A 22,732-nucleotide genomic window follows, 5' to 3' on the forward strand; every position below is an offset into this window, starting at 1 on the left:
CTCAAAATTGGATTTTGGGCCGTTTTATTGATCTAAATTAAATTTTCGATAATGTTTGCTCACGCAGTAATCGTATTAAGTAATAGATTGTAAACTTTACTGTTCTAATTCTGTTCGTGTTTCGTAAACCTGAAAGGTTGAGTTTATATGTTACTGGCTTCAAATCACCTAATGCAATTCCAATCCAAATCGTGCCAGCAGGTTGCCCTCCGTGACCATCAGGACCTGCAGCTCCAGTAATACCTACACCTATATCGGTTTGAAATTTTTCTTTTACTTTAAGTGCCATTTGCTCGGCGCATTCACTTGAAACAACGCTATACTTCTCAATAATTGCAGCATCTACACCTAGTTGCTTAATCTTCACGTCTTCTGTATAAGTGATCATACCACCAACCAATGCTTCTCCCATTCCCGGCACTGCAGCAAGTTCTGATTGAAAAAGTCCTGCCGTCATGCTTTCAGCTGCTGAAATAGTCAAGTCATTTTCAATTAGTATTTCTCTAAGTTTCGAAGGTAAAGAGTCATTATTATACCCGTAAACGAATTTACCAACTCTGTTTAAAATTTCAGCTTGTAATTCTTCAATCTTTTTCCAAGCCTCATCCTCTGAATTACTCTTTGCTGTTAATCGGAGTGTAACCTCTCCATCTGATGCAAGGGGTGCTAGCGTAGGATTCGTTTGGTTATCTAGGAGATCTTGGACTTCTGTTTCTAGCTCGGCCTCCCCTATTCCATAGAAACGGATAACATGGGACATAATAACATTTTCATCTAAAAGGAGCTTCGGTAACAATGGCTTCGCTTCAAATTGGAACATTGGCTCCATCTCTTTTGGCGGTCCAGGAAGAAGCATATATGAATGACTTTCGGTAGTTAGTAACATACCGGGTGCCATACCATGTTTGTTTTCTAGTACGGTGCTTCCTTCTAACACAAGTGCTTGTTTTTTGTTGTTATCTGTCATTTTGCGACCCATACGTTTAAAGAAATCCTCAATATAGATGATTGCATGATTATCTAGCACTAAGCTCAATCCTAAATGCTTGGCAATAGTTTCTTTTGTTAAATCATCTTTTGTTGGACCTAACCCACCTGTGAATATGATTAAATCCGCACGTTTTTCTGCTATTTTAATCGATTCTACCAACCTATCCGCATTATCTCCTACAACCGTATGATAATATACGTCCAACCCAATCTCTGCTAGCTGAGTAGATATAAAGCGGGCATTTGTATTAGAAATCTGACCTAGTAATAATTCAGAACCTACTGCAATAATTTCTGCTTTCATAAAGAACTTCCTTCCTACTTAGAATCTAGTAACACTTTGCGATTCAAATAAAAGTAATCCCACCCAGACCATACAGTGAAGAATAAACAAACGTAAAGCATGATCATATCAAAAGGAATATGGAACATTTCAAAGAATATATTACCCAATAATAGGGAAGAAATCGCAACGATTTGAGTCCACATTTTTATTTTGCCTAGTTGATTGGCTGCGACTACCTCGCCTTCATTCGCTAATATTAATCGAAGGCCAGTTACTGCAAATTCACGGCTAATAATTAATATAACTACCCATGACGGTGCCATTCCAAACTCAACTAAAATGATTAGAGCTGCAGAAACTAATAATTTATCTGCGAGAGGATCAAGAAATTTCCCCATATTAGTAACCAAGTTATACTTTCTCGCATAGTATCCATCTATAAAATCAGTAATCGAAGCAATTATAAAGATAATTGCACCTACTAGATGTCCAACTGGAATTGTTGCTCCCAGTAGTGTAATATCTCCCCAATTGAAGTCTATAAGCATAAAAAACATAAAAATTGGGATTAAAAATATACGGAACAAAGAGATTTGGTTTGGTATATTCATTTTCATAAAAAATAACTCCTTTCAATATCAAATAAAATAGCCATCATAAAGATGACTATTTGTTGAACTGTATTACTGCATTTTGAGTAATTTCTGCACTTTTAAACTCTACAACTTCATCATTTATTGTAACAATATTTCCAGGAGCGTGTCCAAGACGTATACGTATTTTCGATAATGCACTTGCATCAAATTCGTACGTTTCTCCAGCCTTTACAGATTGATCTGCAATAATTTTGTCGTTTTCATCCCTAATATTCAACCATGTAGTATTTACTGCGACCAATTTTACTAAATAGGTTTCCGCACCGGTTAAATTATAATTTGAAGTTACCCCTTGTAAATCGACGAAACTTAGCTGTTGTGTAGGTTCTGGTTCTACTTCTTCTTCTACCTCTTCAACTGTTTCTTCTTCCTTAGGCTCTTCCTTATCAGCAGGTTGTATATTTTCATTGTCCTCAAATGTTGGCTTGTTCTCTTGTGTTAGCTCATCACTTGTTACAGTATCTTCCGGCTCATCTGCCCTGTTTTGGAATAAAAACCACGACATTATGATAATTGCGATAACAAAGACTACTACCATAATCATTGGGAAAATCTCCATGATCTTACTAGATGATCGGCCTCCTAATGCTCTTCTAGAAGGAGTTGTAGGAATACTCTTCGTTACATCCTCGTTGGATGGCGAAGGGATCTCCGATTTATACGTTTCTAATAATTCGTCTCCATTTAATCCAACTGCCTCTGCATATTGTTTAATAAATGCACGAACATAAAATGCACCTGGCATACTTGCATAATTTCCTTCTTCAATACCTGCCAAGTACCGTTTTTGAATTTTTGTTATTTCTTGCAAATCCTCAATACTATAACCTTTTGCTGTTCTCGCTTCTTTTAAGCGAGCCCCAAGTTCAGTCAACTAAAACACCTGCCCGTTAAAAATTGAATCCACCAAATCCGCCAAAGCCAGTCATTCCTTTGTCAGACATTCCGTGGTTTTTTTCCATCATTTCATATGTGATTTGTTCGTCAGGAGTGTGACGAAGCTCGATAATATAATCAAAATCATCAATAGAATACTCCGAATGTTGGATGAACATATCCGGATGTTCAACAACTTTGATTGTTGGCATCCGCATCATTTCCCTGACTAATTGGAGATGCTTTTCATCGTTTGATTTTCTCGTTACAATTCCATCTAATATAAAAATATTACGATCGCTAAACTCATCCCCTGCCAATTGGTTTCTAATCGTTTGCTTAATCATTGTAGAAGACAAGAATATCCACTTTTTATTTGCACATACACTTGCTGCGACGACCGATTCCGTTTTCCCTACTCTCGGCATACCTCTAATCCCAATTAGTTTATGCCCTTCTTGCTTAAAGATTTCAGCCATGAAATCTACTAAGAGCCCTAGTTCATTACGCACAAATCTAAAGGTTTTTTTATCGTCTGCGTCACGCTGAATATACCGGCCATGACGAACCGCAAGTCGATCTCTGAGTTTGGGTTCCCTGAATTTAGTCAACTGAATCGTTTCCATAGTAGAAATAATATGTTCAAAACGTTCAATATTTTCTTTTTTCTCTGCTTTTATAAGCATACCCCGTCTGCCTTCATCTACACCATTGATCGTTACAATATTAACTCGAAGCATACCAAGTAAAGAAGAAATGTCACCTAAAAGTCCCGGACGATTAACTTGAATTTCATATTCAAAAAACCATTCACTAGCCATGTTATATCTTTCCCTTCTCTGTAGATGACGTTTCACTTCATGATTAGTTCTATCATATATGATTTTGTAGTCGAATAAAAGAAAAAAAGAAAAGAGACTGTAATACTCTCCTTTCTTTTACCCTTGTGCTCACTATAAAAAACAGTAAGGAGGAAATTAAATATACCATCCTCCATTTACTCGAATAACTTGACCGGTTATATAACTTGCCTTTTCGCTCGTTAAAAATGCGACAGCATTCGCTATATCTTGTGGAGATCCTAAAATACCGGCAGGGATTTCTTCCAAAATCAGCTGACGAGCTTCTTCTTCAATATGGGTATTCATCTTTGTATCGATAAAACCTGGAGAAACTGCATTTACCCTTGTCCTCTGTAAGGCAACCTCTTTAGCATAAGCCTTTACAAGAGCATGCTGGGCGCCTTTAGCAGCAGAGTAAGCCACTTCATAAGATGCACCCGTATCTCCCCATATACTACCTACAAAGACGACTGAGCTACTAGACTGTTGTCGAAGCTTGCTATTTAGTTTTCCTAATAAGGCCATAGGATGTTCTACATGCACTTGAAACAAAAAACGAATCTCATCTATAGTAGTATCCTCTAATCCTTTGTAAAGGCTATGCCCTTGGGCAAATACAATTGCATTAAGGGCGAAGATGCTATCTACAATTTTTTCAATACAATCTGCCTTACTCATATCCGCATGCACAACCATAAACTCTTGTTCAGAATAGGACTCATTTAGTTCTGTTAACAGCTTTTCAATACGCTTATTATTATTAGCATAGTGAAGGTACAAGGACCAACCAGCTTCCGCAAGATTACGACAAATTGCGGAACCAATTTCACCAGATGCACCTAGCACTAATGCAAACTTTTTAGTCATTTTGTTTCTCAAAAGGTAATATGGTAAACACAGTATGAGCATCTTCGTCTGCTAACGATAGGAATGCCGATTTCACTTGGTCCATTGTAAGTTTTTCTAGAGCTGGCACTACATCAAACAAATTCATGTCATTAAATGAATAACGAGTAAATTGATTGGCAATATATTCTATCGAATTCAGCGCACGTAAGAAAAAGCCTATTTTTTTACGGACAATACGTTTTAAGTCCTGTTCTTCTACGTTCCAATTGGAAGCAAAGTGCTTAATCGTTTCTTTTATTTTGTCGTTTAGTTCAGTTGGATTAACAGTATCTGAACCAATCATTGTAAATCCATATCCTTGCTCCATAGAGAAATCAGCAGAGTAAGATTCATCAATCCAACCATTTTCGTATATTTCTTGATAAAATGCAGAACTTCTGCCAAATATCATTTCAATCGCAACTTGCATTGCCAACTCGTAATTTAACATTTCATCACCGGAAATATCCGTATTACTAGCTTTAATACCGAATAAAACTTTAGGCTTTTGAACATCCATCTGAAGAGTACGCTCTTTTATATCCACTGCTTTTTGTTCTTCAGGATAGAAACGTTTAATTTCTTGTGGCTCCTCAAATTTCTTAGCTGCTTGATCTGCTTTGATGAAATCCATCATTTCTTCTGGATTAACAGCTCCCACTACGAAAAGCACCATATTTGATGGATGATAGAAAGTGTTGTAACACTCATAAAGATGTTCTGCAGTAATATGACTAATCGTGTCAATTGTACCAGCAATATCAATCTTTACTGGATGCTCTTTATACATATTTTCGATTGTTCCAAAGTATAAACGCCAATCTGGTTGATCATCATACATAGTAATTTCTTGACCAATTATTCCTTTTTCCTTTTCTACTGTCTGTTCTGTAAAATAAGGCTGTTGCACGAAATCCAATAAAGTTTTCGTATTATCTAAAACATGGTCGGTCGAGGAAAACAAGTACGCTGTTCTCGTAAAAGAAGTAAATGCATTCGCAGATGCCCCTTTTTCGCTGAACTTTTGGAATACATCTCCTTCTTCTTTTTCGAACATTTTATGTTCTAGAAAATGGGCAATTCCATCAGGAACAACAACAGGCTCCTCTTTACCTAGAGGTATAAATTCACGGTCAATCGAGCCATATTTTGTGGTAAAAGTGACAAATGTCTTAGAGAAATCTTTTTTAGGAAGAATATAGACATCTAATCCATTTGGAAGTGTTTCTTTATATAATGTTTCATCTAATTGTTGAAAATACTCTTTATTCATTTGTTGCACCTTCCTTACCTGAAAGGAAATAAACAAATTCCTTTTCAATTGTTAAAGCCATTTGTTGTATTTCTTCTTTTGTAACATGCATCCATTTTTCTACCCAATCTTCAACAGTGAAAGAGGTATTTAGCTCTTTATATTGATCATAAATTTCAATTTGAGCACGTGCTGAATCCAAAGCTTCTTTCAACTGATTGGTAAGCATGGATTTCGTTTGATTTAATTCTAAGTCAGAGATTTCACCGTTTTGCAATGCTTTTAGTTGTTCATCGATTAATGCAACTGCTTTTTCTTGTAAATTAGAATCTATTCCTGCTAGCACAAAGATTAAACCATAGAGCGAAGAATAACTGCTCGATGCATAATAGGCCATACTTTCCTTTTCACGTACGTTCATAAAAATCTTCGAATGTGAAAATCCACCTAAAATACCATTCGTCAGCTGCATAACCGGAAATTCTTCCGAGAAGAATGTGATAGGTGTTTGATAAGCAATATGGAGCTTACCTTGTTTCATATCTTGAATTTCATGAAGAAATTCCTTGTTATTACTTTCTTTTGGTATATCTACTGCTTTTACAATCTTCTCTGTACGATCAGCAAAAGAAAAATGACTTTGCATTTTATCTTTTATTTCCTGCACGTTAACATCCCCTACTATATAGATGGATAAATCATCTTTTGTTAGTAAATCATGATGCATATCAATCAGTTGATCGTTTGTAATTGCTTTGACAGCTTCTACTGTCCCATTAGACGTTATGGAAGCAGGACTATTAGGGCGAATATTCTCTAACAAGCGCTGTTGAGCGTATCTTGTTTTGTCATCATACATAGATTGAATACGTTCAATAACCTGTTCTTTTTCTCGTTTAACAATCGACTCATCAAATTTCCCATTCACCAAATTTGGCTTGAAAATAACCGTATGTAATAAAGAAAAGACTTCATCGACAATTTTTTCATTGGATAAGTATGCGTCATTTACAGTTTCTGCGTTCAATGAAAAAATATGGTGGCTCCCTTTTTTCGTCGTATCAAAGTATAAGACGGCACCGTACAAATCATCTAAACGTTTTCTAAAAGCTACATTTGTAGGGTATACTTCATTGCTAAATTGTAAGATATTCGCTAATACTGCACGCACAGCCGCTTTTTCTACTGTTAATGGTTGTTTCCATTTGAACGATATATTGATCGTTTTAAATTGTTCTGTTGGTCTCACAAAAAGCTTTACGCCACTTGCAAGTTCAAATTGTTGAAACATAAGTGATCCCCCTTTTTCTTTCTAGTGTATCTCAGATAGTGATTCACTATACATCCTCTAATTATATCAGTACAAACAAAAAGGGACCAATTAATTGGCCCCTCTTCCATTTTTTCCATTAAATTTTAATGATTGAATACTTGACTGTCGATTTATGTTCCAATCAAATTATAAAAAATTTAGAGTATCTTCACTACAAAACTATCAATTAACGTTTTCCTTTGATATAAGGAATTCCACTTGCTCTTGGTGCGTATGCTCTTCCAATAAATCCAGCAACCGCCAAAATAGTTAAAGCATAAGGCAAGATGTGTAAGAAGTATGTTGGCACTTCTTTCACATATGGAATTTGTCCACCAATTATACTCAATGCCTGAGCGAATCCAAAGAACAATGCCGCTCCAAGCGCTCCTAGTGGATGCCATTTACCAAATATCATGGCAGCTAGTGCCATGAACCCTTGACCATTTATAGTAGTATGACTGAATTCACCAGAAATAGATTGAGAATATACTGCTCCACCTAAACCTGCAAGCGCACCTGATAGGATAACTGCAATATAACGCATTTTTGTTACATTTACACCCATTGTATCTGCTGCCATTGGATGTTCCCCAACTGCACGGAGACGTAATCCAAATGGAGTTTTATAAATAACAAACCAAGCCATCACAGCGATACCAATCGCTAAAATAGAGGTACCATATACATCTTTAAATAACATAGGTCCAATTACTGGTAGATCACTCAAGAATGGAATATCGAATCGGATAAATCGTTCTTGAATATAATCTGTTTGCCCTTTACCATAGATCATTTTCACCGAGAAAAGAGCAATTGCAACACCTAGCATATTGATCGCAACCCCGGATATTGTTTGATCCGCGCGGAAAGAAATCGATGCTACAGCATGCATAACAGAGAATAACCCGGATACAAGCATTGCTGCGATTAACGAAACCCATGGAGTCATTGCGCCAAATGTATCCACGAACATTAAGTTAAATAGAATACCGATGAATGCTCCCATAACCATTAAACCTTCTAGTCCGATGTTAATAACACCAGAACGTTCGGAGAAGACTCCTCCTATTGCTACGAAGATTAACGGAGCTGCATAGAAAATAGCTGCTGGAATAATAAAATATAAAACATCTAAGAAGCTCATATTACTTCGCCTCCTTTTTCTTGTTCGCTTTTTCTAGGAAATAGCGAATAACGTATCCACACGCTACGAAGAATATGATAATAGCTATTACAATAGAAACGATTTCTACTGGAATACCAGCTTCGTTTGGCATATTGAGAGCTCCGTATTTTAATGATCCAAATAACACCGCACCGAAAATTACTCCTAGTGGTGTATTGGCACCTAATAAGGCTACTGCTATTCCATCAAATCCAATTCCAGTAAATCCACCCTTAACATTTGCATATTGGAACGTACCTAATGCTTCCATAGCACCAGCTAATCCAGCAAATGCTCCAGCAATAACCATCGAAAGAATGATATTTTTGTTTACATTCATCCCTGCATACTCAGATGCATGTTTGTTAAATCCAACCGATTTTAACTCATAACCAGTTGTTGTTTTTTCTAATATAAACCACATTAGCAGTACCATAGCAAGAGCTATGAAAATACCATAATGCAAACGAGAGTAATCTGTAATACTTTCGAAAAATGCAGATTTCAATGATGCCGAAGCATTAATCGTTCCTGTATTGTCTCCACCATCCGACACAACTTTAATTAAAGCGTTTGTTGTATGTAAGGCAATATAGTTCATCATAATTGTTACGATTACTTCATGTACCTGTAGTTTCGCTTTTAATAAACCTGGGATAAAAGCCCAGGCCGCTCCAGCTAATGCTGCTGCGATAATAGCGAATGGTAGATGGATATACATCGGTAGATCAAATGCAATCCCTACATATGAAGCGGCAAACCATCCAACTAATAATTGCCCTTCAACCCCGATATTAAATAGTCCCGTACGGAAAGCAAATGCCACGGATAAACCAGCAAGTAAATATGGAGTGATTTGACGAATTGTCTCTCCAATTGCATAAGCATCTCCAAAAATACCATTCCATAGTGCCGTGTAACCTAGTATAGGATCATACCCACTTACCAGCATGACAATGGCACCTACAAGCAATCCTAAAATAACAGAAATTACAGGGACAAGTATATTGACTACTCTATTCGACATGAGTTGTATCCCCCTGTTTAGCTATGTTTGAATTCTTCTTTTGACCCGCCATCAATAAACCAAGTTCTTGTTCTGAGGTTTCTTTTGGCAATAATGTATCTACAATTTGTCCATCATAAATAACTGCAATACGATCGGATACATTCATAACTTCATCTAATTCGAATGAGAGTAGAAGTACCGCTTTTCCGTTGTCTCGTTGTTCAATAAGACGTTGGTGTATAAATTCAATAGCTCCTACATCAAGGCCTCGTGTCGGTAAAGCTGCGATTAACAAATCTGGATCACGTAAAACCTCTCGTCCAATAATTGCTTTTTGCTGATTTCCTCCAGACAGTGCACGAGCAGGTGTATGCTCTCCTTGCGTCCGCACATCAAAATCATTTATAACTTTTTGCGCCAACTCAGAAACTTTTTTATAATTCATAATTCCACTTTTGGAAATAGGTTTTTGATAGTAAGTTTGTAATGCAATATTATGTCCGATTGAAAAGTCTAAAACTAAACCATGCTTATGACGATCTTGTGGAATATGCCCTACACCAGCCTCCGTAATTTTACGTGGCTTTTTGTTCGTAATATCTTTCCCGTTTATCGAAACAGAACCGGCTTTTGCTTTGCGAAGACCAGTGATTGCTTCGATTAACTCACTTTGACCATTCCCATCAATACCAGCAATCCCTAGAATTTCTCCTTTGCGGACTGTTAGGTTTAGGCCTTTTACTTTATCAATACCACGATAATCTGCGACTACTAGGTCTTTAACAACAAGTGTATCGTCTGTTGGATTAGCTTCACTTTTAACAGTTTTGAATTCTACTTGTCTACCAACCATTAATGATGCTAATTCATTGGGATTTGTTTCTGCAGTTATAACAGTACCAATTCCTTCACCTTTACGAATAACTGTTACTCGATCAGATACATCCATAATCTCTTTTAACTTATGTGTAATTAATATAATCGATTTACCTTCTTGTATTAAGCGTTTCATAATTTGTATAAGTTCATTTATTTCTTGAGGAGTTAGTGAAGCAGTCGGCTCATCAAAAATAAGAATATCCGCACCACGATAAAGCGTTTTCAAAATTTCAACTCGTTGCTGCATCCCAACCGAAATATCTTCAATCTTCGCATTAGGATCTACATCTAATCCATACATTTCAGACAATTTTTGAATTTTCTTAGCTGCATCTTTAATATTCACCATACCAGCTTTAGTTAATTCATTACCTAATATTATATTTTCTGTTACTGTAAAGTTTTCAACGAGCATGAAATGCTGATGCACCATTCCTATGCCTAAATCATTGGCAACATTTGGGTCTGTAACTTTAACTGTCTTTCCTTTTACTTTTATCTCGCCGGCCTCTGGTTGATATAATCCGAACAAAACGTTCATAAGCGTGGATTTACCAGCACCATTTTCTCCTAAAAGAGCATGTATTTCTCCCTTTTTTAACTGAAGGGTAATGTTATCATTTGCAACAAACGATCCAAACTCTTTCCTTATGCCAAGCATCTCTATTACATAATCCAATGAACTCACTCCCCACTATCATACTAGTACTAAATTAATACACGAAAGACTCTAGACTTTTGAATAGTTAAAATCTTTCGTCTACTAATTTAAAATATCATAAAGACCGAGAGAGATCGGTCTTTATGATGTTCGTTAATATTATTATTCTACTGTTTCAGGAACAACGATTTCCCCATCAGCGATTTTCTTAGTGAACTCATCAATTTGGTCAAGAACATCTTGTGGAATAGCTCCACGAGAATCCGCAAGACCAACACCTTCTTCAGCTAAACCATAAGTTACAGTTGTTCCACCCGGGAAGTTTCCAGCCATTGCATCTTTTGCAATGTTTTGAACTGCAGTTCCAACTTTTTTCAACATAGAAGTAAGTGTTACGTTAGTATCGCCTACAGCACCTTCTTCGTATTGGTCAGAGTCAACTCCGATTACCCATACGTTTGCGTTAGCATCTTTTGTTTTACGTTCTTTTGCTTCAGCAAATACACCATTACCTGTACCACCAGCAGCGTGGAAAATAATATCTACGCCTGAAGAGTACATACGGTTAGCAGTTGTTTTACCAAGTGCAGCATCATCAAATTTACCAGTGTATTGTACATCTACTTTAATAGATGGATCTACAGCTTTAACACCTTCTAAGAATCCTGCTTCAAAACGTTCAATTACCGGAATTTCCATTCCACCAACAAAACCGATTTGTTTAGACTCAGACATTAGAGCAGCAGCAACACCTGCAAGGAATGATCCCTCTTGCTCTTTGAACATTACAGAAGCAACGTTTGGAGCATCAACGATTGAATCGATGATTGCAAGTTGAGCGTCTTTTTGTTGTGCAGCAATCGTTTTAATTGGTTCTTCCATTAGGAATCCAATACCATATACTACATCAAAGTCGCGACGTACTAAGTTATTTATGTTTGTAATATAATCTGCATCTGATGTTGATTGAAGGTAGTCATATCCACCATCGCCTTTTTCAAGACCATTTTCTTTACCAAACGCTTCAATACCTTCCCAAGCTGATTGGTTGAATGATTTGTCATCAACCCCACCAACGTCAGTTACCATTGCTAGAGAAAAATCTACTGCTTCAGTTGTACCTTCAGAACCTGTTCCTTCTGAATCTTTTGGTGTAGTTGTTTCTTCATCTTTAGACCCACATGCTCCTAGGATAGTTCCAGCAGCAAGTACTAGTGATAGACCTAATCCAAATTTACGTTTTGTCAATTTGAAAACCCCCATTTATTTTCTTATTAGCAGGAATTGTTGCATTTTACACCCTTTTCCGAACAACGTGAAAGCTAAATTTATCCGCTCGAAAATAATTCTTCGAGTACAAAACCACACGATCGTTTTCATCGTAATGGAGTTGTTTTAAAACAAGCAAGGAAGTTTCTGGCTCACAGTTCAAAGTAGGAGATGCGATCTCGTGGTAACCCACAGGATCAATGTAAGTCACCGCATATGAAATATGTATTTCTCCAGACTCTTCTAATGCAGTAAAAATAGAGCCTTCTTCTCTAATGAGAAAATCATTAGGTAAATAATTTTTCGGAACCTTATCGACACAATACACAACCGGTTCGTCATTTGCAGTACGGACACGTTCCATTGTAACAATCGATTGCTCATCTCCACACTGGAATCTTAAAATATCATCCTCAGATGGAATCGCTTGCATAGAACTCAAGTAAACTGTACCTGGTTCCATTCCAGCCTTACGAATCATAGATGAGACGCTAGAAAGCTGTTCGATACCAGACGTGAAAATGGGCTTAGAATTTACAAACGTGCCCACTCCATGTCTTCTGACTATTACATTTTCTTCTTCCAATAAGCGAAGAGCTTCTCTTAAAGTTGCGCGACTTACTCCTAATGACTTGGCCAATTCAAATTCTGAAGGAAGCTTTTCCTTTTCTTTGAATATGCCCTTATCGATGTCTTGTTTAAGACGATCAATCACTTGTAAATATAAATGCCGATGGTCTACTTTTATTGTCATCTAAAACACCACCATTTTGAAGAGATCAGACCTCTGATGTAAAACTTTCCTACTAATCAGTCATACTATAACATTTTTAATACATGAAATAAATACTTTTATTTATATTATTTTAAAAGTTGATACAAAAAGTATGTGAATTTGTAATTATTTTGTCATACTTTTTCTATAAAGTGTGATACTATTTAACCTTTTAGGTTACATAATATCATCATCCACAGAGTGTTTAGAAACCAGTACTTGTCTTGGCTTACTTCCCTCATAAGGTCCGACAACCCCACTAAGTTCTAGCTGATCGATAATTCTGGCTGCTCTGGAATAACCAATTCTAAATCTTCTTTGAAGTAATGAGACGGAAGCAGTTTGCATTTCAGTTACTAGTTGCACAACATCATCATATAATTCATCTCTATCTAACTGTTCTGCCGACTCTTGCACTTCATCTGGAATCATTTCATCTTGATAATTAGCCTTTTGTTGTTCAATAACAAAATCTACAATTCTTTCAACTTCTGCATCTGATAAAAATGCCCCTTGTACTCGGACTGGCTTCGAGCTACCGGCTGGAAGAAATAACATATCCCCTCTACCTAATAGTTTTTCTGCTCCTCCCATATCTAAAATAGTTCTGGAGTCAATTGCTGAGGAAACTGCAAATGCAATTCTTGAAGGAATATTAGCTTTAATAATCCCCGTTATCACGTCAACGCTCGGTCTTTGTGTAGCAATAATCAAATGAATCCCAGCTGCACGAGCCATCTGAGCCAAGCGAGTGATAGAATCTTCTACATCACTAGAAGCAACCATCATTAAGTCCGCTAATTCATCTACTATAACCACTATAAACGGAAGTTTCGGATGTTTTTCTTCATTCTCTTCGTTCCATCTGTCAATATGCTCATTGTACCCTTGCATATTTCTTGTGCCTGTATGAGAAAACAACTCATATCTTCTTTCCATTTCAGAGACTATTTTCTTCAAGGCCTGTGATGCTTTTCGTGGGTCCGTTACAACGGGCGCAAGTAGATGCGGTATCCCATTATACATATTAAGCTCTACCATTTTTGGATCAATCATCATCATTTTCACTTCATGCGGTTTTGCTCGCATCATTATACTTGTAATTATGCCATTGATACAGACACTCTTCCCACTTCCAGTAGATCCAGCTACTAGTAAATGTGGCATTTTATTTAACTGGGCTAGCACAGCTTGCCCAGTTACATCGCGTCCAAAGCCAATTAATAGCTTCTGACTCGGCATATTATTTTCTTCTGATTCCAAAACTTCTCTCAAACTCACAATAGCTACTTCCTTATTTGGTACTTCGATCCCTATCGCCGATTTCCCAGGTATAGGTGCCTCAATCCGAATATCTCTCGCTGCTAAGGCCAAAGCTAGATCATCATGTAAACTAACGATCCTACTAACTTTCACCCCTACATCAGGTAGAACTTCATATTTTGTTACTGCTGGACCTAAGTGAACTTGAGTAACCTTTGCCTTAACACCAAAACTTAAAAATGTTTGTTCTAGTTTTTTAGCATTAGCTTGAATCGCATTCAATTCACCACTTTGATCACTATGAGCAGGTGCATCTAACAAATTAATAGAGGGTAGTTGATAATCTTCATTCTCAACTGCTTCATTTTCCAAATTAATCTCTATAGGTTCAACGGGTTCAGATGGCTGCTCTACCACTTCTTTTCTAGCTATACGTTCGGTAAATGCAGAAATGATCGGTGAAGTAGACTGCTCCTCTTCTTCTGTTTCTAAAGGAACTGCTTCTATTACAGTTACAGCCTCTTCCTGTGCAGCCTGTTTTTTGTTTCGACGGGACTGACCACTAACAGGAGTAGCTGTAGGTGTAGGTTTTTTCTTCTTTTTTTTCGGTCTGTTTAGGAAGCTTTCTTTTAGCTTCGGAAACGTTTCTACTAAGTAAGGAACTAAGGCTTTTCCAGTCAGTAACACAATTCCTATAAATAACATTAGCCAGCCCGCTACTTTTGCACCGGCCGAAGCAAACAGAACATGGAATGATGCAAAAAGTATTGCACCTATTATTCCGCCGCCTAATGAGGTATTTCTATTGGTGATCCCACCGCTTTCTACTAGAACGCGATAGCTTTCTCTTAAAACAGAGTTGGTTACTAATGCTTTTCCTTCAAATAATTGTTGAAATAATGCGATATGGCTAAATAACAATAAACTTCCCAAAACAAAAGCACAGCCTAAAAGTAATCTATGGTTCCATGCCGGTACGGATTGTTTGATCATTATAATAAGTGCATACACGATTAGCATAAATGGAACTGCAATATGCCAATTCCCAAATAAGAAATAACTAATATAAGACAAAAATTCACCCACAAGCCCATATTCAAAAAACGAAATAATGGATAATCCAATAATTAATAGTCCAATAATTTCATAAAGGAGCGGATGCATTGTTTTTTTAGACGGCTTTTTAGTTGGTCTTTTTTTCTTTCTTGCCAAAGTGTCACCTACTTTCTAAGTAATTTTAAAAATCTATTAGAAGAAAAAACAGAAATATGCGCCAGGTCCTTAAACCGACAACGATCGTTTTCAAAGGATTATGGACAGACATTTCCCTCATACTAGTCGTACACGCAGAAATCGTCCAACTGTATTGAAATCAGAATACTATTCATTCTTTCCCCTGCCACGGATGCCTTATTCAAGTTACTTTTTTATATACTTTCTTGTCTTTTAAGATAAAAAGGATTTCCTTCCGTATTCGGAAAGGAAATCCTTTATTCATATTAATATTCCATAATAATAGGGATAATCATTGGACGTCTTTTGGTTTGTTGGAATAAATATGAATTTAGCGTATCACGGATTTCTTGTTTAATGTTTGTCCATTCAAACGTTTCTTTATTCACATATTTTTCAACAACAGTTCTGACCAGCTTAGCAGACTCTTCCATTAGTTCTTCAGATTCACGAACATAAACAAATCCTCTCGAAAGAATTTCTGGTCCAGAAGCAATTTTCTTCTGTGCTCGGTTTAAAGTAACAACAACAATAAATATACCATCTTGTGAAAGCAGCTTGCGATCGCGTAAAACAATATTGCCTACATCTCCAACACCGATTCCATCTATTAAGATATTGCCAGCTTGAACTCGACCACTCATTCTCATTTTACCACTCTTATATTCTACGATATCCCCTTTATCGGCGATGAAAATTTCCGATTTGGTCATACCAATTGCTTGAGCCAATTTTGAATGGGCTATCAACATGCGATATTCCCCTTGAATTGGTATAAAGTATTTAGGTTTTGTTAGATTTAACATCATTTTTAAATCTTCTTGACTACCATGACCTGAAACATGAACATTTTTTTCAGAAGTAAGAACTTTTGCTCCAACTTTTGCAATTTGGTTCATCGTATTATACATTCCTACTTCCATACCTGGAGAAGGTGTAAACGTGATCAAGACAGTATCTGTATCTTTTATTTTAATATCTTTATGATGCTTACGGATCATTTTTTCTAAGGCTTCTAGTGGTTCACCTTGTGTACCTGAGACAATAACTACAATATTTTCATCATTGTATTTAGAGATTTCCTTGATAGAAATAATTGTCTCCTCTTCTACAGTGAAATACCCTAGATCTAACCCTATTTCGAAAATATTTTCTAAGCTTTTTCCTGCAATTGCGACTTTTTTGCCTGTTTCAATTGCTTTGTCGATAACTTGTTGAATTCGTATAAAATTAGATGCATATAGTGCGACTAGTATACGACCTTTAGCAGCGTGGAATGTTTCTGATAATTGGTTTTCGATTACCGCTTCAGAAGTTGTATAACCTGGTCTTTCTGCTTCTGTTGAATCAGATAGAAGTATAAATACACCATCTTCTCCTAAACCAGCAATTTTTGCTATGTCAGGACGATACTTTCCTTTAGCCGATTGGTCAAACTTAAATTCTCCGGTATGAACGATTGCACCTTCAGACGTATGGAATACAATCCCAAGAGAATCAGGAATACTATGCGTTGTATGGAAAAAAGTAACATAGGTTCCTTGGAAATTCATGCGACTTTTATTTGTTACTTCGAAAAACTTGACTGGTTGTTTCGTCGGTAACGCTTTTAAATGCGTTTTTGCTAAAGCAATTGTCAATTTAGAGCCATATACCGGTGCTTGTACTTTTTGAAGTAAATATGAAATGGAACCAATCGCATCTTCGTGACCGTGTGTTAAGAAGATCCCTTTTACACGATCCTTGTTTTCTACTAAGTACGTAATGTCAGGAATTACAATATCTATTCCTAGCATTTCATTTTCTGGGAACATTAAACCACTATCTACGACAAAAATTTCTTCATCTATTTCTACTACGTACATTGCTTTTCCGATTTCTCCAACTCCACCGAGCGGTATAATTCGAATAAGTTCATTTTTTACTTTTACCAAATCTTTTCCTCCTATAAATCAATTACGCCTCAGAGAAATTGTATCTAGATGTGTATGGTGCTTAGTCCTGCGTCATGCAGTTCAGTTTGCAACTATCGAATAGTAATACGATTTTAGGCTTTCTGTAGTCTAAGACTCCATTCAACACTTTTTACATCCTCCGAAAGCTTTACTTTCTAGCAAATGCTTGTACTTCCTGAATCTTTATTACTTATTAATTAGTATTCGTCTCTCTGCCCTTTCCAAGGATGGGAGATATCTATTTACGTTAGCTTGTTAAATTTTTTATAAAAGAAGTTAACCCGACCAACATCCACGTATTTTCATTATATCGGACGTCAGCGATTCACACAAATAAAAAAAAGGCTGAAATAGGAAATCTTCAGCCTTTCTGCCAAATTATTGAGTATTCAAATATTCATCCCAGATTACATCAAATTCCTGCTTTTCTCTTTCGGTCATCTCAGTGAGTGGTAAGCGTAAGCTTCCCACTTCTAAACCTATCTTAGAAAGCGCATATTTTACGACAATCGGGTTGGGGTGTTTGAAGAGTGCCTGTATTAACGGCAATAATGATTGATGAATTCTTGCAGCTTCCGTATGATTTCCATTTTGAAAAGCTTCCATCATTTTCTTCATATCATTTCCTACAATATGGGAAGCAACCGAAATTACTCCAGTACCCCCTATTGCTAGTAATGGAAGAGTGAGTGAATCATCTCCGCTATACACTTCTAAATTCCCTTTTGTTTTAGCCATTACTCGAGTCATCTGATCTAAATTACCACTAGCATCTTTTAAAAACTTAATGGAGGGTATTTCACTTAAAGCTACCAATGTATCAAGTTCCATATTGATAACAGAACGGCTTGGAATATTGTATATGATAATTGGCAGTATTGTTTCATTTGCAATAGCTTCATAATGAGCTATCAGCCCGCGTTGATTGGGTTTGTTATAATAAGGGGTGACAATCATTAGGCCATCCACTCCCAGAGCCTCAGCCTTTATAGACAAGTCAATGGATGCGGCTGTGCTATTACTTCCAGTACCTGCAATGACAGGTACTCTTTTGTTTACTTTCTCTGCTACGAATTTAATAAATTTAAGTTTTTCTTCCATTGTTAAAGTTGGAGATTCTCCTGTTGTCCCACAAACGACAAGAGAGTCAGTCCCTGTCGAAAGTAAATGTTCAATTAATAATTCTGTCACAGTATAATTGATGGAACCATCTATTTGAAATGGGGTAACCATTGCCGTAGCAATTGGTCCTATCTTCATTTTTACACCTCTTTTAATATACCTTCAGCAATAAGTGCTTCTGCAATTTGTATAGAGTTTAGCGCTGCACCTTTCAATAAATTATCTGATACTATCCACATATGAAATCCTTTATCGTTGGAAGGATCTTTTCTTAAGCGTCCCACAAATACATCGTCTTTACCATCTGCATAGTACGGCATAGGATAAAATTGTTGGTCAGGAGCATCTTGTAACGTAATCCCCTCTGAGTTTGCAAGTAGTTGTTTTAGCTGATCGATTGATACATTCTCTTGATCTACCTCTACATAGACAGATTCGGAATGTCCGGTAACAACGGGCACTCTTACACAAGTTGCTGCAATAGCAAGATTTGGTAAAGACATAATTTTTTTAGTTTCATCCATCATTTTATGTTCCTCAAAAGTGAATCCATCTTCGGTGAACACGTCAATTTGAGGAATAACATTACCTGCGATAGGATAATGCTTTTCAGCACTTTTAACAGGTAAGATTTCTGGTTTTGCTTGTTTATCTTTTATACCTTCACTTTGTGTTGTCAATTCATTAATTGCAGCAGCTCCGGCACCCGATACCGCTTGGTAAGTTGAAACTATTACTTTGGTTAGACCAAATTTCTGACGAATTGGTTCAAGTGCGCAAACCATCTGAATAGTAGAACAATTTGGATTAGCAATAATCCCTGTTTGTTCATGTAAGGCTTGTTTATTTACTTCAGGAACTACAAGTGGTGTATCTTTATCCATCCGGAAGGCGCTTGTGTTATCAATTACGATTGCCCCTCTATTGCTCGCTTCTTTTGCTAGAACTTTAGAAATTGAACCACCTGCAGAGAAAAATGCTACATCTACACCTTCAAAAGCTTCAGGTGTTGCTTCTTCAATAGTATAAGAACTTCCATCTACTTCTACTTGTTTACCCGCTGATTTTTTAGAAGCTAATAACTTTAACGTTTTGTATGGAAAACTTCTTTCTACTAATTTTTCAATGATTTTTTGACCGACTGCTCCTGTCGCTCCTACAATTGCTACTGTATAACCTTGTGACATGAAAAGCTCTCCCCCTAGACCTATGCTATTTTTGATATTGTATTTTATTATACATGAAAATACATCTTCATCAATATTTATAATTTATGACTTATGAGCAAAGGCTGGAATTGTTTGAATTGAATCGCATGTTCAACTGTTGGAATTATTTTTGTAAAGTCAGCAATGAGTGAGTTTGGTTTGCTATGAGGATTATCTTGGCCAAAGGGGATAAAGTATATGTTTTTAGTAGAAAGTAATTTCATAATGTTCATTCCATTCAATCCTAATGCATCATTTGTGGATATTCCAAGAACTACTGGTTTTCCATTTCGCAATGTTGCTTTTGCCGCCATCAACACAGGTGAATCTGTTTGGGCATTTGCAAGCTTACTAATAGAGTTGCCTGTCATCGGAGCAATTACCATACAATCCAGTGGGTTTGTAGGTCCAAATGGTTCTGCCTCCACTATTTTTGACACTACTTTACTACCACTTGCCTCTTCTATCTTCTCAATCCATTCTTCCCCTGTTCCAAAACGTGTTGCCGCAGTTAATACAGAATACGTAATAATAGGAACTACAGTTGCCCCTAGATCAGTAAACTGTTTAATCATTGGGATAACTTCCTCATAAGTACAATGAGAAGCAGTTATTCCTAATCCAATTCGAAAACCTTTTAACACTATTTTTCCCCCTCCAGTAGAGCCAATTGAGTTTGCACAGCTTTTGCTATCAAATATCCTGCATCTTTGGGAAAATACAATCCTGGTAAGCTAGTTGAATGGATATAATTTGTTGGGATTGAATTGGCTGACTCGAGTAAACATCCTGGATTTGAAGCTAGATCATACACTTTTTTAAATCTAGCCGTATCAGACGTGCTCAGCCATCTGTTTGGAATAGTGTTTATCAGATAGCTGGTATGTGCTTCTTGATTATGAACAACATGCTCAAATTGTTCTATCTGATATCCATAGCTTTTTGCCTCAAATAATTGATGTTCAGAGCGAACCGAGATAATTACCTCTGCGCCCAAATGATGTAGAGCAAAAGCAAGTCTTTTTCCCACTCTTCCATACCCAGTTATGATGAATTTTTTATTATAAATAGATTCGTTTTCACTTCTATAAAAGTTATATATAAATCCCTCTGCTGTAAGATTTGCATTTTCCCAAATCCACTGTTCATCCTCTAAATAATAAAAAGCATGGACCTGGCTATTTTGTATTTCCTGTTCAATTTCTGTATTCGTTTTTCCAACGAAAAGGAGAAGACATGACTCAGGCAAAACGAAAGAACTATCTATTTGTAATGGTGGAATAGGTAAAAAAATGATGGTAGGTTGAAAATCCATTATTGCGACTTTTAGTTCTTCCGTCCAAATCGTCGTTGGAAAGATTTTCACTTCTAGTTCGTTATCTAATGTTTCCTTCAAAAACGATAGACGGGCGTCTGTACCTATGATTGCACATTTTTTTTTCACGAATATTCACTATTTCCAATTTCATTGTTTGCCTCATTAAACAGAATTCTATCTTTACCAATGAGAATTATTTCTTCCCATGAGATAAATTCCTTTTTTTTCGCTGATTTATTTCCTTGAAAAAAGGATCCTGTTTTTTGAAAAACTTCAAAACCTTCTATTTTCCCATTTTCAGGATTGAAGAGTAACTCAGTGTCTGCTAGTTTGCCATATCTCGCCCCGTCCTTAACTTGGATCAGCTCTTTTTCTGCAAGTTCCGAAAGTAACAATCATTCTCCCCCTTATTGATTTCTATTTATATATATGCCATTTCGCAGTACAAAGTGAATATAAAAAAACGGGAAAGAAGACGCCTGGTCCTTAAAAAACAAAAAATATATTTCCAATATAAAAAAAGCCGATCAAATTTGATCGACTTTTGGTTTAATGATTGAGATGGCTGGTTTATGGGAAAATGTCTCTGCAGCAAGATCCATTACCGATTGTAAGGAGACTTCATCAATTGATGCACTTACTTCATCTAATGAACGATGTTCACCATATAGCAATTCATTTTTACCATTACGGCTCATTCGAGCATTGGAGCTTTCTAAGCCAAGGAGTAGATTACCTTTCAATTGCTCTTTTGCATTAGATACTTCTGTTTCTGTGAATCCTTTTTCAAGAACATTTTGTATCGCTTGCTGAATTGACATAGATAGTTCTTCCAATTGGTTGCTAGAAGTCCCACCATAAATAGCAAGAGCACCAGTATCTTCATATGACGAATGATAAGAATAGATTGAGTAAGCAAGACCTTTTTCTTCTCTGATTTCTTGGAAAAGCCTAGAAGACATACTTCCACCCAAGATATTGTTCATCACAACTAGGCTATAAATGTTATCAGCCTTTACACTTAAACTTGGATAGGCTAAACAAAGATGCGCTTGCTCAGTTTCTCTAAAGTTTTCGACATGTACTGCTCTCAACTCTGGAGTTGCCATAGGTATTTTCTCATTACTCGATTTTTCTAGTTGGCTAAATAATGTTTCAATATACTCTAGTAGTCCTTCTGGAATATTACCCGCAACAGATATAACTACATTTTCTGGGGTATAATGTTTTTTCATGTATGCTTGAATCGTTTCTTTTGTGAAACTATTCAACGTTTCCTCTGTGCCTAAAATAGGCGCACCAAGCGGGTCATTTTCGTACATCGCTTGCCATAAATATTCATGCACGATATCATCTGGTGTGTCCTCTACCATATTAATCTCTTCCAGAACAACTTGTCTTTCTTTCTCAATTTCATTTGCATCAAATTGAGAGTGGAAAAACATATCTGCTAGTATTTCCACCGCATGTTCTGCATGATGATCTAATACTTTTGCATAGTAGCATGTATTCTCTTTAGAAGTGAAAGCATTGATATTACCACCAATACGATCAAATTCTTCTGCAATTTGTTTCGCAGTTCTCGTTTCAGTTCCTTTAAATAACATATGCTCAATAAAATGAGTTAAGCCATTTTCTTCTGGTAACTCATACCTTGATCCTGCCTCGACCCAAATCCCTACAGCCACAGATCGTACATAAGGAATATGTTCTGAAACAATTCGTATTCCATTTTTACAAGTTAGTTTATTTATCAAATTAACACCTCAG

At 36.6% G+C, this 22,732-nt stretch carries 20 protein-coding genes; all 20 read right to left on the reverse strand.

Annotation, left to right across the window (positions count from 1 at the left end; genetic code table 11):
* Positions 1 to 37: 37 nt before the first annotated feature.
* Positions 38 to 1,294 carry a competence/damage-inducible protein A gene (locus tag BM260_RS03495; RefSeq protein ID WP_093535029.1) on the reverse strand — a complete coding sequence of 419 codons (1,257 nt, stop codon included), beginning with the start codon at positions 1,292 to 1,294 and terminating at the stop codon, positions 38 to 40.
* A gap of 14 nt (positions 1,295 to 1,308) precedes the next feature.
* Positions 1,309 to 1,887 carry a CDP-diacylglycerol--glycerol-3-phosphate 3-phosphatidyltransferase gene (pgsA, locus tag BM260_RS03500; RefSeq protein WP_093535721.1) on the reverse strand — a complete coding sequence of 193 codons (579 nt, stop codon included), beginning with the start codon at positions 1,885 to 1,887 and terminating at the stop codon, positions 1,309 to 1,311.
* A 55-nt stretch (positions 1,888 to 1,942) separates the two neighbouring features.
* Positions 1,943 to 2,806 (reverse strand): helix-turn-helix domain-containing protein, encoded by an 864-nt coding sequence (locus tag BM260_RS03505; protein ID WP_093535031.1) that lies wholly within the window; start codon positions 2,804 to 2,806, stop codon positions 1,943 to 1,945.
* A gap of 16 nt (positions 2,807 to 2,822) precedes the next feature.
* The gene (locus BM260_RS03510) at positions 2,823 to 3,629 is read right to left on the reverse strand and encodes a DUF3388 domain-containing protein (protein WP_093535033.1); all 807 of its coding nucleotides are present in this window, start codon (positions 3,627 to 3,629) and stop codon (positions 2,823 to 2,825) included.
* A 156-nt stretch (positions 3,630 to 3,785) separates the two neighbouring features.
* Entirely contained in the window at positions 3,786 to 4,529 is a 744-nt protein-coding gene (gene ymfI / locus BM260_RS03515; RefSeq protein ID WP_322788057.1) for an elongation factor P 5-aminopentanone reductase, read from the reverse strand.
* The gene (yfmH, locus tag BM260_RS03520) at positions 4,510 to 5,811 is read right to left on the reverse strand and encodes an EF-P 5-aminopentanol modification-associated protein YfmH (RefSeq protein ID WP_093535037.1); all 1,302 of its coding nucleotides are present in this window, start codon (positions 5,809 to 5,811) and stop codon (positions 4,510 to 4,512) included. The genes ymfI and yfmH overlap by 20 nt, the downstream gene beginning before the upstream one ends.
* A complete protein-coding gene (yfmF, locus tag BM260_RS03525; protein WP_093535039.1) occupies positions 5,804 to 7,081 on the reverse strand; it encodes an EF-P 5-aminopentanol modification-associated protein YfmF in 1,278 nt (425 codons plus the stop codon). The genes yfmH and yfmF overlap by 8 nt, the downstream gene beginning before the upstream one ends.
* Before the next feature lie 208 nt (positions 7,082 to 7,289).
* On the reverse strand, positions 7,290 to 8,249 hold the full coding sequence (locus BM260_RS03530) for an ABC transporter permease (protein ID WP_093535041.1): 960 nt from the start codon (positions 8,247 to 8,249) through the stop codon (positions 7,290 to 7,292).
* A 1-nt stretch (position 8,250) separates the two neighbouring features.
* Positions 8,251 to 9,297 (reverse strand): ABC transporter permease, encoded by a 1,047-nt coding sequence (locus BM260_RS03535; protein ID WP_093535043.1) that lies wholly within the window; start codon positions 9,295 to 9,297, stop codon positions 8,251 to 8,253.
* Entirely contained in the window at positions 9,287 to 10,837 is a 1,551-nt protein-coding gene (locus BM260_RS03540; protein ID WP_093535045.1) for an ABC transporter ATP-binding protein, read from the reverse strand. Before BM260_RS03540 ends, BM260_RS03535 begins: the two co-directional genes overlap by 11 nt.
* A 144-nt stretch (positions 10,838 to 10,981) precedes the next feature.
* Positions 10,982 to 12,067, reverse strand: coding sequence for a BMP family lipoprotein (locus BM260_RS03545; protein WP_093535047.1), 1,086 nt, complete (start codon positions 12,065 to 12,067; stop codon positions 10,982 to 10,984).
* A gap of 46 nt (positions 12,068 to 12,113) precedes the next feature.
* Positions 12,114 to 12,842 (reverse strand): GntR family transcriptional regulator, encoded by a 729-nt coding sequence (locus tag BM260_RS03550; RefSeq protein ID WP_093535049.1) that lies wholly within the window; start codon positions 12,840 to 12,842, stop codon positions 12,114 to 12,116.
* 198 nt (positions 12,843 to 13,040) lie between these two features.
* On the reverse strand, positions 13,041 to 15,290 hold the full coding sequence (locus BM260_RS03555) for an FtsK/SpoIIIE family DNA translocase (protein WP_093535723.1): 2,250 nt from the start codon (positions 15,288 to 15,290) through the stop codon (positions 13,041 to 13,043).
* Between the two features lie 335 nt (positions 15,291 to 15,625).
* The gene (locus BM260_RS03560) at positions 15,626 to 17,293 is read right to left on the reverse strand and encodes a ribonuclease J (protein ID WP_093535051.1); all 1,668 of its coding nucleotides are present in this window, start codon (positions 17,291 to 17,293) and stop codon (positions 15,626 to 15,628) included.
* A 399-nt stretch (positions 17,294 to 17,692) separates the two neighbouring features.
* Positions 17,693 to 18,574, reverse strand: coding sequence for a 4-hydroxy-tetrahydrodipicolinate synthase (gene dapA, locus BM260_RS03565; RefSeq protein WP_093535053.1), 882 nt, complete (start codon positions 18,572 to 18,574; stop codon positions 17,693 to 17,695).
* A gap of 2 nt (positions 18,575 to 18,576) precedes the next feature.
* On the reverse strand, positions 18,577 to 19,623 hold the full coding sequence (locus tag BM260_RS03570; RefSeq protein WP_093535055.1) for an aspartate-semialdehyde dehydrogenase: 1,047 nt from the start codon (positions 19,621 to 19,623) through the stop codon (positions 18,577 to 18,579).
* A 77-nt stretch (positions 19,624 to 19,700) separates the two neighbouring features.
* Positions 19,701 to 20,288 (reverse strand): dipicolinate synthase subunit B, encoded by a 588-nt coding sequence (locus BM260_RS03575; RefSeq protein WP_093535057.1) that lies wholly within the window; start codon positions 20,286 to 20,288, stop codon positions 19,701 to 19,703.
* Entirely contained in the window at positions 20,288 to 21,088 is an 801-nt protein-coding gene (locus BM260_RS03580; protein WP_093535059.1) for an NAD(P)-dependent oxidoreductase, read from the reverse strand. The genes BM260_RS03575 and BM260_RS03580 overlap by 1 nt, the downstream gene beginning before the upstream one ends.
* The gene (locus BM260_RS03585) at positions 21,085 to 21,357 is read right to left on the reverse strand and encodes a YlmC/YmxH family sporulation protein (protein ID WP_093535061.1); all 273 of its coding nucleotides are present in this window, start codon (positions 21,355 to 21,357) and stop codon (positions 21,085 to 21,087) included. The genes BM260_RS03580 and BM260_RS03585 overlap by 4 nt, the downstream gene beginning before the upstream one ends.
* 132 nt (positions 21,358 to 21,489) lie before the next feature.
* A complete protein-coding gene (locus BM260_RS03590; protein WP_093535063.1) occupies positions 21,490 to 22,719 on the reverse strand; it encodes a M16 family metallopeptidase in 1,230 nt (409 codons plus the stop codon).
* Positions 22,720 to 22,732: the final 13 nt, after the last annotated feature.

Origin of the sequence: Psychrobacillus psychrotolerans (assembly GCF_900115805.1) — a bacterium.
Taxonomy (GTDB): Bacteria; Bacillota; Bacilli; order Bacillales_A; family Planococcaceae; genus Psychrobacillus; species Psychrobacillus psychrotolerans.

Excerpts from the sequence above, each read along its gene's own strand:
- BM260_RS03495 (WP_093535029.1), bottom strand. The coding sequence starts at position 1,294 with ATGAAAGCAGAAATTATTGCAGTAGGTTCTGAATTATTACTAGGTCAG.
- pgsA (WP_093535721.1), bottom strand. The coding sequence starts at position 1,887 with ATGAATATACCAAACCAAATCTCTTTGTTCCGTATATTTTTAATCCCA.
- BM260_RS03510 (WP_093535033.1), bottom strand. The coding sequence starts at position 3,629 with ATGGCTAGTGAATGGTTTTTTGAATATGAAATTCAAGTTAATCGTCCG.
- yfmH (WP_093535037.1), bottom strand. The coding sequence starts at position 5,811 with ATGAATAAAGAGTATTTTCAACAATTAGATGAAACATTATATAAAGAA.
- yfmF (WP_093535039.1), bottom strand. The coding sequence starts at position 7,081 with ATGTTTCAACAATTTGAACTTGCAAGTGGCGTAAAGCTTTTTGTGAGA.
- BM260_RS03530 (WP_093535041.1), bottom strand. The coding sequence starts at position 8,249 with ATGAGCTTCTTAGATGTTTTATATTTTATTATTCCAGCAGCTATTTTC.
- BM260_RS03535 (WP_093535043.1), bottom strand. The coding sequence starts at position 9,297 with ATGTCGAATAGAGTAGTCAATATACTTGTCCCTGTAATTTCTGTTATT.
- BM260_RS03550 (WP_093535049.1), bottom strand. The coding sequence starts at position 12,842 with ATGACAATAAAAGTAGACCATCGGCATTTATATTTACAAGTGATTGAT.
- BM260_RS03555 (WP_093535723.1), bottom strand. The coding sequence starts at position 15,290 with ATGCATCCGCTCCTTTATGAAATTATTGGACTATTAATTATTGGATTA.
- dapA (WP_093535053.1), bottom strand. The coding sequence starts at position 18,574 with ATGAAGATAGGACCAATTGCTACGGCAATGGTTACCCCATTTCAAATA.
- BM260_RS03570 (WP_093535055.1), bottom strand. The coding sequence starts at position 19,623 with ATGTCACAAGGTTATACAGTAGCAATTGTAGGAGCGACAGGAGCAGTC.